The organism is Bradyrhizobium ivorense, from assembly GCF_900696085.1.
In the GTDB taxonomy this organism is placed as follows: Bacteria; Pseudomonadota; Alphaproteobacteria; order Rhizobiales; family Xanthobacteraceae; genus Bradyrhizobium; species Bradyrhizobium ivorense.
The window spans coordinates 740,816-757,898 of record NZ_CAADFC020000028.1 but is presented as its reverse complement, the minus strand read 5'-3'; the positions used below and the strand labels follow the sequence as shown (position 1 = coordinate 757,898).

Annotated in this window: 20 protein-coding genes; 10 read left to right on the top strand and 10 right to left on the bottom strand. The window is 64.3% G+C overall.

Going from position 1 to position 17,083, the window contains the following annotated elements; translation table 11 throughout:
* Window positions 1–23: 23 nt before the first annotated feature.
* Window positions 24–776: an SDR family NAD(P)-dependent oxidoreductase gene (locus CI41S_RS34705; RefSeq protein WP_139480704.1), complete on the bottom strand. Its 753-nt coding sequence runs from the start codon at window positions 774–776 to the stop codon at window positions 24–26.
* Window positions 777–892: 116 nt separating this feature from the next.
* Between CI41S_RS34705 and CI41S_RS34700 the strand changes: the two genes are divergently transcribed.
* The 4 genes from CI41S_RS34700 to CI41S_RS34685 all read left to right on the top strand — a co-directional run bounded on the left by CI41S_RS34700 (window position 893) and on the right by CI41S_RS34685 (window position 3,970).
* Entirely contained in the window at window positions 893–1,807 is a 915-nt protein-coding gene (locus CI41S_RS34700; protein WP_139863487.1) for a LysR family transcriptional regulator, read from the top strand.
* Window positions 1,808–1,855: 48 nt separating this feature from the next.
* Entirely contained in the window at window positions 1,856–2,383 is a 528-nt protein-coding gene (locus tag CI41S_RS34695) for an REP-associated tyrosine transposase (protein ID WP_139863486.1), read from the top strand.
* 86 nt (window positions 2,384–2,469) lie between these two features.
* Window positions 2,470–3,459 (top strand): Bug family tripartite tricarboxylate transporter substrate binding protein, encoded by a 990-nt coding sequence (locus tag CI41S_RS34690; protein ID WP_139863485.1) that lies wholly within the window; start codon window positions 2,470–2,472, stop codon window positions 3,457–3,459.
* Between the two features lie 151 nt (window positions 3,460–3,610).
* Window positions 3,611–3,970: a hypothetical protein gene (locus tag CI41S_RS34685; protein ID WP_430650058.1), complete on the top strand. Its 360-nt coding sequence runs from the start codon at window positions 3,611–3,613 to the stop codon at window positions 3,968–3,970.
* Window positions 3,971–4,176: 206 nt separating this feature from the next.
* Here CI41S_RS34685 and CI41S_RS34680 read toward each other — a convergent pair whose 3' ends face one another.
* The 4 genes from CI41S_RS34680 to CI41S_RS34665 form a co-directional block, all read right to left on the bottom strand.
* Window positions 4,177–4,644, bottom strand: a complete 468-nt coding sequence (locus CI41S_RS34680) for a YbaK/EbsC family protein (RefSeq protein ID WP_139863484.1) — start codon at window positions 4,642–4,644, stop codon at window positions 4,177–4,179.
* A 22-nt stretch (window positions 4,645–4,666) separates the two neighbouring features.
* Window positions 4,667–5,410 (bottom strand): haloacid dehalogenase type II, encoded by a 744-nt coding sequence (locus CI41S_RS34675; RefSeq protein ID WP_139863483.1) that lies wholly within the window; start codon window positions 5,408–5,410, stop codon window positions 4,667–4,669.
* The gene (locus CI41S_RS34670; protein WP_139863482.1) at window positions 5,407–6,249 is read right to left on the bottom strand and encodes a dienelactone hydrolase family protein; all 843 of its coding nucleotides are present in this window, start codon (window positions 6,247–6,249) and stop codon (window positions 5,407–5,409) included. Before CI41S_RS34670 ends, CI41S_RS34675 begins: the two co-directional genes overlap by 4 nt.
* A 120-nt stretch (window positions 6,250–6,369) precedes the next feature.
* The gene (locus CI41S_RS34665) at window positions 6,370–7,254 is read right to left on the bottom strand and encodes an amidohydrolase family protein (protein WP_139863481.1); all 885 of its coding nucleotides are present in this window, start codon (window positions 7,252–7,254) and stop codon (window positions 6,370–6,372) included.
* A 299-nt stretch (window positions 7,255–7,553) separates the two neighbouring features.
* On the opposite strand from CI41S_RS34665, the gene ykgO reads away from it, so the two are divergent.
* Complete coding sequence (gene ykgO / locus CI41S_RS34660; protein WP_002718645.1) at window positions 7,554–7,679, top strand: type B 50S ribosomal protein L36; 126 nt, start codon at window positions 7,554–7,556, stop codon at window positions 7,677–7,679.
* A 95-nt stretch (window positions 7,680–7,774) separates the two neighbouring features.
* Window positions 7,775–8,431 (top strand): tetratricopeptide repeat protein, encoded by a 657-nt coding sequence (locus CI41S_RS34655; protein WP_139480696.1) that lies wholly within the window; start codon window positions 7,775–7,777, stop codon window positions 8,429–8,431.
* A gap of 293 nt (window positions 8,432–8,724) precedes the next feature.
* Here CI41S_RS34655 and CI41S_RS43865 read toward each other — a convergent pair whose 3' ends face one another.
* Entirely contained in the window at window positions 8,725–8,901 is a 177-nt protein-coding gene (locus CI41S_RS43865; protein WP_172626676.1) for a hypothetical protein, read from the bottom strand.
* 340 nt (window positions 8,902–9,241) lie between these two features.
* Between CI41S_RS43865 and CI41S_RS34645 the strand changes: the two genes are divergently transcribed.
* The 3 genes from CI41S_RS34645 (at window position 9,242) to poxB (ending at window position 12,607) form a co-directional block, all read left to right on the top strand.
* A complete protein-coding gene (locus CI41S_RS34645) occupies window positions 9,242–9,682 on the top strand; it encodes a PEGA domain-containing protein (RefSeq protein ID WP_139480695.1) in 441 nt (146 codons plus the stop codon).
* A gap of 110 nt (window positions 9,683–9,792) precedes the next feature.
* A complete protein-coding gene (locus CI41S_RS34640; protein WP_139863480.1) occupies window positions 9,793–10,755 on the top strand; it encodes an alpha/beta fold hydrolase in 963 nt (320 codons plus the stop codon).
* Window positions 10,756–10,870: 115 nt separating this feature from the next.
* On the top strand, window positions 10,871–12,607 hold the full coding sequence (gene poxB / locus CI41S_RS34635; RefSeq protein ID WP_139863479.1) for a ubiquinone-dependent pyruvate dehydrogenase: 1,737 nt from the start codon (window positions 10,871–10,873) through the stop codon (window positions 12,605–12,607).
* Window positions 12,608–12,671: 64 nt separating this feature from the next.
* Here poxB and cycA read toward each other — a convergent pair whose 3' ends face one another.
* Window positions 12,672–13,067 carry a cytochrome c-550 CycA gene (gene cycA / locus CI41S_RS34630; RefSeq protein WP_139863478.1) on the bottom strand — a complete coding sequence of 132 codons (396 nt, stop codon included), beginning with the start codon at window positions 13,065–13,067 and terminating at the stop codon, window positions 12,672–12,674.
* Between the two features lie 237 nt (window positions 13,068–13,304).
* Between cycA and CI41S_RS34625 the strand changes: the two genes are divergently transcribed.
* Window positions 13,305–14,798: an FAD-linked oxidase C-terminal domain-containing protein gene (locus CI41S_RS34625; protein ID WP_139863477.1), complete on the top strand. Its 1,494-nt coding sequence runs from the start codon at window positions 13,305–13,307 to the stop codon at window positions 14,796–14,798.
* A gap of 82 nt (window positions 14,799–14,880) precedes the next feature.
* Here CI41S_RS34625 and CI41S_RS34620 read toward each other — a convergent pair whose 3' ends face one another.
* The 3 genes from CI41S_RS34620 to CI41S_RS34610 form a co-directional block, all read right to left on the bottom strand.
* Window positions 14,881–15,789, bottom strand: coding sequence for a heme o synthase (locus CI41S_RS34620; protein ID WP_139863476.1), 909 nt, complete (start codon window positions 15,787–15,789; stop codon window positions 14,881–14,883).
* A 154-nt stretch (window positions 15,790–15,943) separates the two neighbouring features.
* Window positions 15,944–16,351 carry a cytochrome C oxidase subunit IV family protein gene (locus CI41S_RS34615; protein WP_139480689.1) on the bottom strand — a complete coding sequence of 136 codons (408 nt, stop codon included), beginning with the start codon at window positions 16,349–16,351 and terminating at the stop codon, window positions 15,944–15,946.
* 8 nt (window positions 16,352–16,359) lie between these two features.
* Complete coding sequence (locus tag CI41S_RS34610) at window positions 16,360–17,082, bottom strand: heme-copper oxidase subunit III family protein (RefSeq protein ID WP_139863475.1); 723 nt, start codon at window positions 17,080–17,082, stop codon at window positions 16,360–16,362.
* Window position 17,083 lies beyond the last annotated feature (1 nt).

Sequence of the window (17,083 nt, the reverse complement as noted above, 5' to 3'; positions counted from 1 at the left end):
CGGCATCCTTCGGAATTTTTCGATCAGGCGCCGAAGCCGCCGTCGACGTTGAGCACAGTGCCGGTCACGAAGGAGGCTTCCGGGCTCGCCAGGAACAGCACGCCGGCGGCAACTTCCTCCGGGCGGCCGAAGCGCTGCAGCGCGTGCTGCAACCGCTGCGTCTCGGCAAACTCGCCGCCGTCCTTCGGGTTCATGTCGGTGTCGATCGAACCCGGCTGCACGACGTTGACGGTGATGCCGCGCGGTCCGAGGTCGCGCGCCGCGCCCTTGGTGTAGCCGACGACCGCCGCCTTGGTGGCGACGTAGTCGGCAAGGCCCGGGAACGAGGCGCGATCGGCCAGCATCGAACCGACGGTGACGATGCGGCCGCCTTCGCCCATCAGCTTGGAGGCTGCGCGGATCGCAGTGATCACGCCGTCGATGTTGATCGCTTCCTGGCGGGCGAGGTTGGCGGTATCGGCCTTCGGATCATCGACCGCGCCGCCATTGGCAACGCCCGCATTGTTGACGAGAATGTCGAGCCGGCCAAAATCCTTGGCGACGGTCTTCACCAACTGATCGACGTCGGATGATGACGCCTGGTCGGCCTTGTAGGCGCGGGCATCGATGCCGCTCGCCTTCAACTCGGTGACGACCGCCTCGGCCTTTTCCGGCGAGGCGACGTAGCTGATCGCGACACTGGCGCCTTCGGCGGCGAGCGCCCGGGCGCTGGCAGCGCCGATGCCGCGGGAGCCGCCGGTGACCAGGGCAACCTTGCCTGAGAGCTTCTTGGTCATTGGATTTCTCCATGGGTTAAGTTCTGTTGGCTCTTGGATATGCCTCCCGCTGTGATATAGAAATAGAAACTATCGAAACTCATTGTTTCCTATATTGAGCAACGGGACCACTGCCCATGCCGAAACTGCCGGACTTCGAGGCGCTCGCGATTTTCGCAAAAGTCGTGGAATTGCGGTCATTTGCGGCGGCCGCGACCGAGCTGTCGCTGTCCAAGGCCACGGTCTCCAAGGCGGTCAGCCGGCTGGAGGAGCGGCTCGGCGCACGGCTGTTCAACCGCACCTCGCGGCGGCTGGCGCTGACCGATGCCGGCCAGAAACTGTCGGAGCGCGCGGCGCGGTTGCTTGCCGACGGCGAGGCCGCCGAGAACGAGGCGCTGGCGCAATCGACCACGCCGCGAGGGCTGGTGCGGCTCGCGGTGCCGATGAGTTTTGGCATCAAGACGGTGGCGCCGCTGCTGCCGGAGTTCATGGAGGCCTATCCGGAGGTCTCGATCGACCTGCATCTGAGCGATGCGACGGTGGACCTGATCGGCGAGGGTTTTGATGCCGGCCTGCGCATCGCGCGGCTGCCGGACTCTTCGCTGATCGCGCGAAGGCTCTGCGCGATGCCGCGCTACACGGTGGCCGCGCCGTCCTATCTGAAGCGCCACGGGCGGCCGACGCATCCGATGCATCTCGCCGATCACAAATGCTTCGGCTACGCCTACCTCTCGACCCAGGGCGTCTGGCAATACACCAACGCGTCAGGCGAGCAGGCCAATGTGCGTCCCGCGGGGCAGCTGCGGGTCAACAATGGCGAGGCCGTGATGCCGGCGCTGGTCGCCGGCCTCGGCATCGCCGATCTGCCCGACTTCATCGTCGGCGACGCGATCGCGCGCGGCGAGGTCGAGGTGATCCTCAAGGGCTGGAAGCAACCCGAAGGCGCCGTCCATCTCGTCACCCCGCCCGGCGGCCCGCGCCCCGCGCGGGTGGAAGTGCTCGCGGATTTTTTGGCGAAGCATTTTGCCAAGGGCAAGAAACGAACTTCGTAGGGTGGGCAAAGCGTAGCGTGCCCACCATCCTCGGGGATACTCGACGTCATGCCGCAATATCGACGCGCCAGGATAGAAGGCAGCACTTTCTTCTTTACCGTCGTCCTCGCGGATCGATCGAGCACATTGCTGATCGACCAGGTGGAACGGTTGAGGAAGGTCTATCGGATCGTGCGCGAGCGCCGTCCCTTCGAGACGGTCGCAATCTGTATCCTACCTGACCATATTCACGCAGTCTGGGCTTTGCCCGAAGGGGATGCGGATTTTTCGACGAGATGGAGCTTGATCAAGAGTGGCTTCTCGCGTGGATTCGAGGAAGAGCCGCGATCTCCGAGTAAGATTACAAAACGCGAGAAAGGAATTTGGCGGCGACGCTTCTGGGAGCATGCCATTCGCGACGATACCGATCTGGAGCGCCACGTCGATTATACTCATTTCAACCCGGTCAAGCACGGCCATGTCGTGCGCGTCGCGGACTGGCCGTACAGCAGCTTCCACCGCTACGTCGAACGCGGACTGCTTCAGGCGGATTGGGGTGGGGATATGAAGGAGATCCAAGGAAAGTACGGAGAGTGAATGGTGGGCACGCTTCGCTTTGCCCACCCTACGGATTGCGGCTAGTCTCTCCCCACAACGGCAAAAACCGCCGGGGAGAAACTTCGATGAACCGCCGCGAACTTCTGCGCGCTGCTGCCACATTGCCGCTTGCGCACACCGCGCTCGCAAACTCCGCCTTCGCGCAAGCGGCCTATCCCACCCGCAACATCACGATGATCGTGCCGTTTCCGGCCGGGGGCCAGGCCGATCTCGCGGCGCGGCCGGTGGCGGCGGCGCTGGAGCGGATCCTCGGCAAACCCTGCATCGTCGACAACCGCGCCGGCGGGGCAGGCGGATCGATCGGCAATGCGCAGGCCGCGCGCGCCGAGCCCGACGGCTACACGCTGCTGATGACGCTGTCGTCGCTCGCGGTGCTGCCGGAGGCCGACCGCCTGTTCGATCGCCCGGTCGCCTATGAGGTCTCGCAGTTCGCGCCGGTCGCGCGCGTCCTCGCCGATCCGACGCTGCTGGCAGTGCCGGCCTCGGCGCCGTGGAAAACGCTGCAGGAGTTCGTCGACGATGCGAAGAAGCGCCCGGGCCAGATTCCCTACGGCTCGTCCGGCCCCTACGGCACGCTGCATGTCGCGATGGAGATGTTCGCCGCCAGCGCAGGAATCAGACTGCTGCACGTGCCGTTCCGCGGCGCGGGGCCCGCGCTCACCGCGCTGCTCTCGGGCACCGTACAGGCGCTGGCGTCGGCGCCGGGCACGCTGAAGCAGCAGGTCGAGGACGGCAAGATGCGCGTGCTCGCCAATTGGGGCAATGAGCGGATCGCCAGCTTCCCGGAGCTGCCGACCTTCAAGGAACTCGGCTACAAGGATGTCGAGTTCTACATCTGGGCGGGATTGTTCGCGCAGGCCGCGCTGCCGGCGCCGATCATGTCCCGGCTGCGCGAGGCGATGGCCGAGGGCGTGAAGGCGCCGGAGGTGATCAAGACGTTTGAGACCGCCGGCAGCCCGGTCGCCTATCTCGACGCGCCGGAGTTTTCAAAATTTGTTGCAGCCGACAGCGCGCGCTTGATCGCGGCGGTGAAGAAGATTGGCAAGGTCGAGTAGGGAACCTGCTCACGATTTTCTTCACATTTAGTTGTGCTTGAGATCGATCCTTGAAACGATCCTTGGCCGCATTCATTTGCCAGCATTAGCGCGAATGCGACGCGGAACTTCCGCGCGCTTCATGAATCGGATGAGGGGACGCGGCATGCAAATGCATCGGATGGTGCTGAGCCTGGCGATCGTCATCGGCGGCGCGGCCGCCGCGACGCCTGTGCTCGCGCAAGAATATCGCGGAACCTGGGAACAGCAGATGGCGTGCACGCCCGACGTGATGCGCCTGTGCGGCGACCAGATTCCCGACACCAACCGCATCGTCGCCTGCCTGCGGCAGAACACGGCACGGCTTGGCAGTTCCTGCCGCGCGGTGTTCGAGTCGCAAGCGCAACAGCAGGCCGAGCAGCAACCGCGGACGCAGGGGCGCGCGCCGCAGCCGCAGTATCAGCAGCGCCCGCGCGCGCCGCAGGTACAGCCTGTGCCGCCGCGGCCATCATACGATGATGACGACGATTAACCTCGAGGCCGAGTAGTACCTGCATCGGAGTTGCGTCCCCTCTCCCGCTTGCGGGGGAGGGTTAGGGTGGGGGCTCTCTCCGCAACATGACTAGCGGAGAGAGCCCCCACCCGGATCGCATCGATCGATGCGATCCGACCTCCCCCACAAGCGGGAGAGGTGCACTGAGAATGCCGTCGGACTAACCGAACCAACCTGTTGTCGCGCTAGGCTCTGACTTCGCAGACATCGACCCACTCGGCGGTGGTCAATTCCGCCAGCCGGTCGGGTGTGATGCGCACCGCGCTGTGGGTCGAGCCGGCGGCCGGCACCACGATGTCGAACGCCTTCAGCGACACGTCGCAATAGACCGGCAGCGGCGTCTTCAGCCCGAACGGGCAGACGCCGCCGACCTCGTGGCCGGTGATCTCGGCGACCTCGTCGAGGCCGAGCATCTTCGGTTTGCCGCCGAACATCGCCTTCACCTTCTTGTTGTCCATTCGCGCGGTGCCGCTGGCGACGATCAGCACGACGCGGTCGCCGACGCGCAGGCTCAGCGTCTTGGCGATCCGCGCCGGCTCGACGCCATAGGCCTCCGCTGCCAGCACGACAGTCGCAGAGCTCACGCTGGATTCGATCACGGCAATGTCGGGCGCCTTCTCGGCGAAGAAGGCGCGAACGGACTCGAGACTCATATGATTTCAGGACCTTGAAGATTCAGGATTTGGCAGACACCAAAGCGGGAAGCTCGGAGAGGCCGTGGATGCGGTGATCGGGCGCGACGCCGAGTTCGTCCATCTGGGTACGCAACGCCTTGAACATCGTCAACGGGGCGACGGTTTCGCTCTCGACGCAGGCGAGCGCCATCGCTTCCGGCGTCACCCGCTCGATCCAGGCGACGTTGAGGCCGAACGCCTTGGCGCCGCAGGCGTCCCACGGATTGGAGGAGATGAACAGCACCTCTGCGGGTGCGACCTTCAGCACCTCTTCGATCAGCGTGTAGGCCTCGGGCGCCGGCTTGAACACCTTGTGCGCATCGACGCTGATCGTGGCATCGAGCAGCCGGTCGAGACCTGAGTTGCGCACCAGCGCATTGAGCATGTCAGGGCTGCCGTTGGAGAGGATCGCGAGCTTCCTGTCCTTCATCGCCTCGAGCGCGGCGACCGCATCCGGATACAGCGCGAGGTGCTGATACTTGTCGATGATGCGCGCGAACGTCGCATCGTCGTATTGCAGGCCGAGGCTGCGCAGCGTGTAGGCCAGTGAGTCGCGGGTGGCGACGGAGAAATCCTGGTAACGCCGCATCAGCGTTCGCAACCAGGAATATTCGAGCTGCTTGATGCGCCAGATCTGGGTGATGATGTCGCCATAGCCCGGAAAGGCGTCCTCGGTGACATCGGCCACCGACTGGACATCGTAGAGCGTGCCATAGGCATCGAAGACAACAGCTTTGATGGTCATTGTGTTTTCTCTTGTCCGCCGATCGTCGCATACAGGAATTTCCTGAGAGCGTCGATGGATTGATCGCGGACCTGCTCGTTGAATTCCAGGAGATGACCGAGTAACCGCCCCGGCGTGCGGTATTGCGGCACGTCGAAACCATGGTAGGCGCCGGGATAGACGATGAGCTGGATCGGATAGCCGAGGCCCTGCTGGCGCGAGATGCCGTCATCGTCGCGGCCTTCGGCCAGGTTCCGGCACTCCTGCGCCGGCGTCCAGTCGTCGAGCTCGCCGACCATGATCAGGGTCGGCACCGTCATGTTGCCCTTGATGCCGAGGCAGCGCGGATAGAAGGCGACGGCGGCGCGGAATTTTTCGGTCGCGTAGCGCTCGATCGCGCCGCGCTCGACCGAGAGCAGCGCGAGCCATCCGCCCTGGGAAAAGCCGACCACGGCAATGTGTTCCGGATCGACCTGGGATTGCCTGGTCAGGAAGCTCAGCGCGCGATAGGCGTCGTGAATCGTTGCCGCCGGAACGCCGCCGATGCAGGTGTTGCTGATGCCGCGCGGGCCGAAGCGGTCCACGGTGAGCGTCACATAGCCCCAGGCCGCGAGCCGCTTGCCCCAACGCTCGTCGAGCTCCCGCCACAGGCCGCTGCAGCCATGCAGCAACACCACGGCGGGCAAAAGACCCGGTCGCTCAGGCCACCGCAACAGGCCCTGCAATGGCTGCGTGTTGGTCAGCGGGCTTTCGAGCTCGACCAGCGCGGCAGGGATTTCCGCCGCCGCCGCAGGCTTGCCGCCCGCGCTCCCGACCAGGAGCACGGTGAGGAGGGTGGCAAGTCCGGCGCAGTTCGTCATCGGCTGCCCCGCTAACGCGCGATCGGGATCGCGCTTTAGCTCTTTGCTTGAAGCATGATCTTTTCGGAAAAACCGCCTCGCTTCCGGATCATGCTTTAGCGTGCCGCCGATGATACTCCCTTAAATCCCCAAAATCTTGCGCGCGTTGGCCTTCAGGACCTTTGGCCGGATCTCCTCGCGGATGTCGAGCTTTGCAAAATCGGCGAGCCAGCGGTCCGGCGTGATCACCGGCCAGTCGGAGCCGAACAGCATCTTGTCCTGCAGGATCGAGTTGATGTAGCGCACCAAAATCGGCGGAAAGTATTTCGGCGACCAGCCGGAGAGGTCGATATAGACGTTCGGCTTGTGGGTCGCGACCGACAGCGCCTCTTCCTGCCAGGGGAAGGAGGGATGCGCGAGGATGATCTTGAGGTCGGGAAAGTCGGCCGCGACGTCGTCCATGTACATCGGGTTGGAGTATTTCAGCCGCATCCCCATGCCGCCGGGCATGCCCGAGCCGACGCCGGTCTGGCCGGTGTGAAACAGCGCGATCGCGCCGCCGTCATTGATTGCCTCATAGAGCGGATAGGCCATGCGGTCATTGGCGTAAAAGCCCTGCATGGTCGGATGGAATTTGAAGCCGCGGACGCCGTAGTCCTCGATCAGCCGCTTCGCCTCGCGCACCCCGAGCTTGCCCTTGTGCGGATCGATCGAGACGAACGGGATCAGCACGTCGAGATGGTCGGAGGCGATCTCCAGCATCTCCTCATTCTTGTAGCGGCGAAAGCCGGTCTCGCGCTCGGCATCGACCGGGAAGATCACCGCCGCGATGTTCTTGGCGCGGTAGTAGGCCGCGGTCTCCGGCACGGTCGGCGGATGCTTGTGCGGCGATTTGAAATACTCCGCCATCTGGGCCTGGAAGTCGTCATAGCCGTCGTCGCCATGCATGCCGCAGGGCTCCTCGGCATGGGTGTGGATGTCGATCGCGACGACTTTTTCGATATCGGGCAGTTTGAGCTTGGGCATGGCGGTTTCCCCGGCGGCCTGATTGGTGGCGTCGGATAATGATTATAATATATAACGAATTTCGCAAGGGCCGTTTCTAATCGCGGGCAAGCCATCTGACCGGGTTCCAGCCGGGCGGTGAAGATCGGCCCGTTTCGGTTGACAGTTGCCGGTCCGATGGCTTAGAAACCGCCCCGTCCCGGGCGGCAGGGCCGCTTGTCGGGATAAATCCATTTTCGCCGCTCTTTGCCATCGATCGGTCGTGGCATGGATCGGTACGGCCTCCAACACGGGCCTTTCGAAGCAACAGGATTGGTCCCATGAAGGTCCGTAACTCGTTGAAGTCGCTGCGCGGTCGTCATCGCAACAACCGCCTGGTCCGCCGCAAGGGCCGCGTCTACGTGATCAACAAGGTTCAGCGCCGCTTCAAGGCGCGCCAGGGTTGATCGGCGGGCCCGTTTCGGGCCCCGAACTGCGCTCCTCACAGGTCTTTGACGCCGCGCTGCTTTGCAGCGCGCGTTTGCGCGTCTAGACTTGCCCCATGCGTTTGAGACTTCCTGGGACCAACCACCGCCGGCTGGCGATCGTCCTCGCCGCGCTGATGGCGATGCCTGTTGCCGCGGCTGCGCAGGGCGATCCCCGCGTGATCCCACCGCCGCGGACCCAGAAGAAGCTACCCGAAGCCCCGACCAAGCTGCCCAAGGTTCCGGCCGACCGCTCGCGCGGGCTGGATTTCCTGTTCGGCGCGCTGAAGGCCGCGCCCGATGAAGACAGCGCCCGTCATGTCGAGGCGCGGATCTGGGCGCTGTGGCTGCAGACCCCGAGCGACACCGCCGCGCTGCTGATGACCCGCGCCAAGGCGGCGATCGACGCCCAGAATATCGATGTCGCGCTCAAACTGCTGGACGCCGTGATCAAGCTCAGGCCGGACTATGTCGAGGCCTGGAACCGGCGCGCGACGCTGTATTACCTGAAGAACGACTATGTCCGTTCGCTGGAAGACCTGCAGCAGGTGCTGTCGCGCGAACCGCGCCATTTCGGCGCGCTGGCGGGCGTCGGCATGATCATGCAGGACCTCGGCGACGAGAAGCGGGCGCTGGACGCGTTCCGCAGGGCGCTGGCGGTCGATCCCTTCCTCGAGAAGGTGCCGGACATGGTCAAGCAGCTCTCCGAAAAGGTCGAAGGCCGCGACATCTGATTGCGTGCGGCGGCTTGCCGGCCGACATTGGGCAGCAAAGCCCTGACATGGTTGCTGCTGGCCAGCGCGATGATGCTCGCAGCCGGAACCTGTGCCTCGCCGACAGCCCTTATTCGGTGGTCGGAAATCACGCCACAGGCCGCTGTCCGATCGTCAGGACCAATCCGGTGATCGACGGCGACACCTGGTTCGGGGGCGAACCCTCAGTGGCGGATGCGGAAGCTTGCCCGCTCGACGGTCGGCGCCTGTCCGAAGGACGACCTGTCCCGCGAAGGCGACGACGACGAGGCGCGCTAGTGCAGGAACTTGCCGCGGGGTGCGCTATCCTGGGCGGCGGCAGCGTAGAACTGCTGTAGCTCCGCCTCCAGATGCTCATTGACGAGCAGCAGTGCCTTCAGGGCGCCGCGCAGGTCGCCATTGCAGCTTGCCACGATCTGGTCGATTGCCGCATCGCTAGGGTCGGAAATCATGGTACTCCTCCGATTATTCCCGTTGAACTCGTCGTGAGGACGCCGGTTCCTGTGGATACAGTGCACAAGATAGGAAGCGTCCCGGTTTGGATGAAGCCTCGCCGCTGATGGCAAAATTGCCGCGGGCAATCTATGGAATCGTTAATGACGCTGGTATGAACCCGCTATCCACAGGCTGGGGGTACTGTGGACAACCGCGGAAACCGCTGCGCGCCTCGCGCTGGGCGTTGATGCTGGGTCGCAACAGACCTCCTGTCCCACACCCACTTAGGCTAAAGGTTGATTGCCTTCTCCCACAGGTTGCGCCACAGCTGTGGCGGGCTGGGGGAATGCATATTTTATGAAGCAGATGATTGCGGCGGCGCTTTGCGTCGCGCTGGGCGGCTGTGCCTCTGTGACGCGCGGCACCACAGAAACCATTTCGATCGCCTCGACGCCATCAGGTGCGACGGCCGACATTGCGGGACTGGAAGTGCCGACGGCCTGCGTGACGCCGTGCGCGATTCAGGCGAAGCGCAACGCCGACATCGTCGTGACGGTCAGCAAGGAAGGCTATCAACAGCAGATCATCCCGCTGACCAAGGATATCAGCGGATCCGGCGGTGCCGGTTTCGCCGGCAATCTGTTGCTCGGCGGCGTGGTCGGTATGGGTGTCGACGCGGCGACCGGCGCCGCACTCGATCACAAGCCCAATCCGGTAATTGTGACATTGCAGCCGGCCGCGCCTCCGCCGCCACCACCGCGGCCGCCCAGGCGGCGCGACTCGAAGCCCGTCTCGTAGCCGCATCACCCTGCCAATTGGACTTCGGGCGTTAAAGCGGGGTAGCATCGAAACCGGCCGGTGCTCCCGCCGTAACTTTTTCGGTGCGCAGGATTTCCCCGATCGTCGTGATGCTTGTCTTGATCGTTGTGCTTGCGGTCGCCGCGCTCGTGCTGGCGACGCAAGTCGGCTCGGCAATGATTGAGCGCGCGTTTCCACCTCAGGGCCGCCTGGTCGATGTGGCCGGCGGCCGGCTGCACGTCGTCGAGCTCGGCCCGCGGGACGCCGTCGGCCCGCCGATCGTGCTGCTGCATGGCGCAAGCTCCAACCTCCGCGTCATGCAGCATCCGCTGGGCGAGCGGCTGGCGCGAAATCATCGCGTGATCCTGATCGATCGTCCCGGCCATGGCTGGAGCACGCGCGACCGCGTCGAGGAAGCCACGCCCGAAATCCAGGGCCGCATGATCATCGAGGCGCTCGGCAAGCTCGGCGTCGGCCGCGCGCTCGTGGTGGCGCATTCCTGGGCCGGCGCGCTCGCGCTGCGCATGGCGCTGGATCAGCCGGACCGGGTCGCCGGTCTCGTGCTGCTCGCGCCGGTCGCCTATCCGTGGCGCGGCGGCGCCGGCCGCTACAACAATGTGATCTCGACGCCGCTGATCGGGCCGCTGCTCGCGCACACCATCACGCTGCCGCTCGGCTGGCTGGTCGCGGAGGCAGGCGTGCGCGGCGTGTTCGCGCCGCAGCCGGTGCCCGCCGATTTTATCCGCGACAGCGCCACGCTGCTGCTGTTGCGGCCGCGCGAGTTCATCGCCAATGCGCGCGATCTGGTGACGCTGAAAGCCGCGGTAATCGCGCAGGCGCCGCGCTACGCCGAGATCAAGGCGCCGATCTCGATCATTGCGGGCGATGCCGTCGACAAGACGGTCTCGACCGCCATCCATTCCCGCCCGCTCGCTGTCACCGCGCCGAACGCGAAGCTGACCGTGCTGCCGGGCGTCGGCCACATGGTGCAGCAGATGGCCGCAGATCTCGTGCTGTCCGAGATCGAGACGATGGCCGGCCGGCTCGTGCCTCAAATGGTGACGGCGCAGTAGCTGCCGCGCATCGGCGGATCCGCACGAATGTGATCCGGCGAGGCTTGCGCGGTGCGAGGCCGCCGAACATCATGTCCCCCGTGCGGTTCTCGAGTTTCATCAAAGGACAAGTCTCATGCGGATCGACAACGTCGCCGACCTCATCGCTGAAACCCTTGCCCAGGCCGGCGTGAAGCGCATCTACGGCATCGTCGGCGACAGCCTCAACGGCCTGACCGAGGCACTGCGCAAGCGCGGCACGATCGACTGGCTGCATGTGCGCCACGAGGAGGTGGCGGCCTTTGCCGCGGCCGCCGAGGCCCAGCTCACCGGCGAGCTTGCGGTCTGCGCCGGCTCCTGCGGTCCGGGCAATCTGCATCTGATCAACGGCCTGTTCGACGCGCATCGCAGCCGCACCCCGGTGCTGGCGATCGCGGCGCAGATCCCATCCGCGGAGATCGGCGGCGGCTATTTTCAGGAGACCCATCCGCAAGACCTGTTCCGCGAATGCAGCCATTATTGCGAGCTGGTGTCCGATCCGTCGCAGCTGCCCTACATGCTGGAGAACGCGATCCGCGCCGCGGTCGGCAAGCGCGGCGTCGCCGTGCTGGTGCTGCCGGGCGATGTCGCGTTCAAGCCGGCGCCGAAGCGCAACATCTCGCCCAATGCCGGGCTGCTGCCGCCGGCGCCGGTGGTGCGGCCGGCCGACGCCGAATTGACGGCGCTGGCCGATCTGCTCAACGGCGCGCGGCGGGTCACGCTGTTCTGCGGCCGCGGCTGCGCCTGCGCCCACGACAACCTGATGAAGCTCGCCGAGGCGCTGAAGAGCCCGATCGTGCACGCGCTCGGCGGCAAGGAATATGTCGAGTACGACAACCCCTATGATGTCGGCATGACCGGCTTCATCGGCTTCTCCTCCGGCTATGCCGCCATGCACGCCTGCGACGTGCTGCTGATGCTGGGCACCGATTTTCCCTACAAGCAGTTCTTCCCGACCGATGTCAGCATCGCGCAGGTCGATATCCGCCCGGAGAATCTCGGCCGCCGCTGCAAGCTCGATCTCGGCATCGTTGGCGACGTCAACGAGACCATCGCCGCGCTGCTGCCGAAGCTGAACCCCAAGACCGAGCGCAAGCATCTCGACGCCGCCATGGCGCACTACAAGGATGTCCGCGCCGGCCTCGACGATCTCGCTCGCGGCACGCCGGGCCAGAAGCCGATCCACCCGCAATATCTCGCCCGCCTGCTCAGCGAAAATGCCTCCGAGGACGCGGTGTTCACGGCCGATGTCGGCACCCCGACGATCTGGTCGGCGCGCTATCTCAAGATGAACGGCAAGCGCCGCCTGATCGGCTCGCTGGTGCATGGCTCGATGGCCAATGCGATGGCGCATGCGATCGGCGCGCAGGCGGCGCAGCCTGGGCGGCAGGTGGTCTCGATGTCGGGCGACGGCGGCTTCGCCATGCTGATGGGCGACCTGATCACGCTGACCCAGGCCAAGCTGCCGGTGAAGGTCGTGATCTTCAACAACAGCGTGCTCGGCTTCGTGGCGCTGGAGATGAAGGCCGCCGGCTTCATCGAAACCGGGGTCGATCTGAAGAACCCCGACTTCGCGGCGATGGCCCGCGCCATGGGCATTCACGGCATCAGGGTCGAGGATCCCGGCGAGCTCGAGGGCGCGGTCCGCGACGTGCTCGCGCATAATGGCCCGGCGGTGCTCGACGTCGTAACCGCGACGCAGGAACTGTCGATGCCGCCGACCATCACGCTGGAGCAGGTCAAGGGTTTCAGCCTGTGGGTGCTGCGCGCCGTGATGAGCGGCCGCGGCGACGAGGTGCTCGATCTCGCCAAGACCAATCTGTTGCCGCGCTGACCGGGCGCGGCAAAGTCCGCCCTGAGATCAGCCTCAGGGCGGACGCAAGCCCGATCCGGGCGATTTACTGCTTCTGCTTGCCGTCCTTGTCGAACGAGGAGATGTAGGTCCAGAGGTTGTTGGCCTCGGTCTCGTTCTTGATGCCGGCGAACGCCATCTTGGTGCCGGGGATCTTGGCCTTCGGGTCCTTGATGTATTCGAGGAAGGTCGCCTTGTTCCAGGTGATGCCGGAGTTCTTGTTGGCGTCGGAGTAATTGTAGTCCGGCGCACTGCCGGAATGGCGGCCGTCGAGGCCGTTGAGCTCGGGTCCGACCTTGTTCTTGGCGCCTTCGCCGATCGCGTGGCAGGCGAGGCACTTGTTGAACGAGGTCTTGCCGGCGGCCGCATCCTGGGCCAGCGCGGAGGATGCGAAAGCCAGCGATGTGACGACCGCCAGCGCGCTCAAGGTCTTTAGCTTCATGGGGTGCTCTTCGTTTCGTCCCGGGAGGTGAGTAGAATCGTTTGTGGCATGTCCGGCTTGGGCAGGACAAGCCACGAAACTTTGACAGTTTTCATGACTGCCCGCTTGTCTCAGAGCGAACTCGCCCTGCCGGCTGCAGGCAAGACCGACCTTTGGCCGGTCGATCGAAACAGGTGCGGACGTGGTTGATTTGTCGTAACAAATCGGCAACAGGACGATGCCCCGAAGGAACCAGCGATGTCCATCATGATGCCGGCGGCCGATCAGGCCGTCCTCGATCGCCGCGGCGAAATCGTGGCGGCCCTGCGTGCCATCGTCCCGGGAGAGGGCGTGGTCGACAGCGCCGCCGAGATGCTGGCCTATGAATCCGACGGGCTGACCGCCTACCGGCAGCCGCCGATGGTCGTGGTGTTGCCCGATACCACCGAGCAGGTGGCAAAGGTCCTGAAATATTGCCACGCGCAGGGCATCAAGGTGGTGCCGCGCGGCTCCGGCACCTCGCTGTCCGGCGGCGCGCTGCCGCTCGCCGACGGCGTGCTGCTCGGGCTCGGCAAGTTCAAGCGGATTCGCGAGATTGACTTCGACAACCGCGTTGTTGTCACCGAGCCCGGCGTCACCAATCTCGCGATCAGCCAGGCGGTCGCCCATGCCGGCTTCTATTACGCGCCCGATCCGTCGTCGCAGATCGCCTGCTCGATCGGCGGCAATGTCGCGGAAAATTCTGGCGGCGTGCACTGCCTGAAATACGGCATGACCACCAACAACGTGCTGGGCTGCGAGATCGTGCTGATGAACGGCGAGATCCTGCGCATCGGCGGCAAGTCGGCGGAGAACGCCGGTTACGATCTGATGGGGATCATCACCGGCTCCGAGGGCCTGCTCGGCGTCGTCACCGAGATCACGGTGCGCATCCTGCGCAAGCCGGAGACGGCGCGCGCCCTGATGGTCGGCTTTGCCGAGGTCGAGGCCGCCGGCGAATGCGTGGCGCGAATTATCGGCGCCGGCATCATCCCGGGCGGCATGGAAATGATGGACAAGCCCGCGATCCACGCCGCGGAGGCCTTCGTCCATGCCGGCTATCCGCTCGACGTCGAGGCGCTGCTGATCATCGAGCTCGACGGTCCGTCGGTCGAGGTCGATGAGTTGATCACGCGGGTCGAAAGCATCGCCAAGGGCTGCGGGTCGGTAACCCTGCAGATTTCCAATTCAGAGGCCGAGCGCAATCTGTTCTGGGCCGGCCGCAAGGCGGCGTTCCCCGCGGTCGGCCGCATCTCGCCCGACTATCTCTGCATGGACGGCACCATCCCGCGCGGCGCGCTGCCGAAGGCGCTGGCGCGGATCCGCGACCTGTCGGAAAAATACGGCCTCGGCGTCGCCAACGTGTTCCACGCCGGCGACGGCAACCTGCACCCGCTGATCCTCTACGATGCCAACAAGCCGGGAGAGATCGAGAAGGCGGAAGCGTTCGGCGCCGACATCCTGCGCTGCTGCGTCGAACTCGGCGGCGTGCTCACCGGCGAGCACGGCGTCGGCATCGAGAAGCGCGACCTGATGGGCGAGATGTTCACCGAGATCGACCTCAACCAGCAGCAGCGGCTGAAATGCGCGTTCGACGCGAAGGGCCTGCTCAATCCCGGCAAGGTGTTTCCGACCCTGCACCGCTGCGCCGAGCTCGGCCGCGTCCACGTCCATGCGGGCAAGCTGGCGTTCCCGGATATCCCGCGGTTCTAAAGTGCGATGGGACCAGGTTGATCGTCATCGCGCTTTGGCTTCTTGCTTGAGCATGATCTTCGCGCAAACGCCGGAAATGGCTCTAGTGGGACTGAGCGTAGGGTGCAGCATTCATCAGCAGCACAGCAAAAAGCAGGACCAGATAGAGCATAGAAAACGCGAACAGGCGACGAGCAGGCCGCCATTCCCTGTCGTGGCTTCGACGGACATGCCATGCGAGAAAAATCATGGTCGCTCCCAGCATCGCCGCCGCCGCGCCATAGATGGCTCCCGCGAACCCCAGTGCACAGGGGAGCAGTGAGATCGGAACCAAAATCACACTATAAAGAAAAATCTGGCGCTTTGTTTCGGTCTTGCCGGCCACGACCGGCAACATCGGCACACCGGCGCGGGCATATTCTCCAGCAAGATTGAGCGACAGTGCCCAGAAGTGGGCCGGCGTCCAAAGGAAGATGATCAGAAACAGGCTGAGCGGCTCGAGCCCGACATTTCCGGTGACCGCAGCCCAGCCGATCACCGGCGGCAGTGCACCGGCGGCACCGCCAATGACGATGTTCTGCGGTGTTCGGCGCTTGAGCCACATCGTGTAGACGACGACGTAGAAGAAAATTGTGAAAGCAAGCAGCGCAGCCGCGGCCATGTTCAGCAAAGCGCCGAGGGCGAGGACGGCGCACGTGCCAAGCATCAATCCGAACACCAACGCTTCCGAACGCGATACACGGCCGCTGGGGATCGGGCGGATGGCGGTCCGCGCCATCACCGCATCGATGTCGGCATCGTACCACATATTGAGCGCAGCTGCGGCGCCGGCTCCCGCAGCGATGCAAAGAAGCGCAACGACGCCGGTGAAGGGATCGATGCCGCCTGGTGCGACCATCAGACCGACGAGCGCGGTAAAGACGACCAGCGACATAACGCGCGGTTTCGTCAGTGCGACGTAATCTCCGATGTTGGCATAGCTCCGGCGAAGAATTGAACGATTGATTTGCACGAGATTGATTCCTCGTCAGTTCGATACTCAGAAGGCCGTCGGTCGACGGCTTTCTTCGCAGAGTCCCGGACGAAATGGCTTGTCCTTCGCCTTCAGGATGCCTTGCTTGGTCCAGTTTGGCGGCATGGCGCAGGTGGTCATAGCCGTCCTGCGTCTAGTTCGCCGACGCGAAAAATATGACGCGGAGCAGATGCGTATAGTCGGATTCGAACACCATGATCCCTACAAAAACCAGCACCAGCACCGGCGGCAACAGGATGGCGTAAGCCAATGCCAGCCGCTCCCAGGCCATGTGCATGAAGACAGCGACGATCAGGCCGGCCTTGAGCACCATGAACAGCAGGATCAGCGACCACCGCAGGTGGCCGTGGATGCCAAAATAGTCGACGAGATAGGAGCAGGTGCTGAGCACGAACAGCCATCCCCAGACCACGAGATAGAGCTTGATGGGATGCTGCTGGCCCTCTGCGTGCGCGGCGCCTGATGCCACCGCGTCATGCACATAGGTGTGAAGCGCATGCTGTGCTGCCTGCCCTTCGACATGTACTGCTGCTTCTGTCATGCGCTACCTCACCAGAGATAAAAGAAGGCAAAGATGAACACCCAGACCAGATCGACGAAATGCCAGTACAGGCCCATGATCTCGACGATCTCGTAGTAGCCCTTGCGGCTCGTGAAGAAACCGCGCCGCTCGACATCGAAATCTCCGCGCCAGACCTTTCGCGCAATCGCGATCAGGAAGATGACGCCGATCGTCACATGGGTGCCGTGGAAGCCGGTGATCATGAAGAAGCATGAACCAAACTGCGCCGCGCCCCAGGGATTGCCCCAGGGCCGCACGCCCTCCATGATCAGCTTGGTCCATTCGAAGGCCTGCATGCCGACGAAGGTTGCGCCGAAGGCCGCGGTGGCCAGCATCAGGGCCGCGGTTTTGACGCGATCGCGGCGATAGCCGAAATTGACCGCCATCGCCATCGTGCCGCTGCTCGAGATCAGGATGAAGGTCATGATGGCGATCAGGATCAGCGGAATGTGCTTGCCGCCGATATTGAGGGCGAAGACCTCGCTCGGGTTGGGCCAAGGCACGGTCGTCGACATCCGCGCCGTCATGTACGACAGCAGGAAGCAGCTGAAGATGAAGGTGTCGCTGAGCAGGAAGATCCACATCATGGCCTTCCCCCACGACACGTTCTTGAACGCGCGCTGATCCGAGGCCCAGTCGGCGGCGATGCCGCGCAGCCCGGGAATCGTCCCGGGCGGCGCCTTGGGAGTTGCCAATGTGGTTTCTGTCATC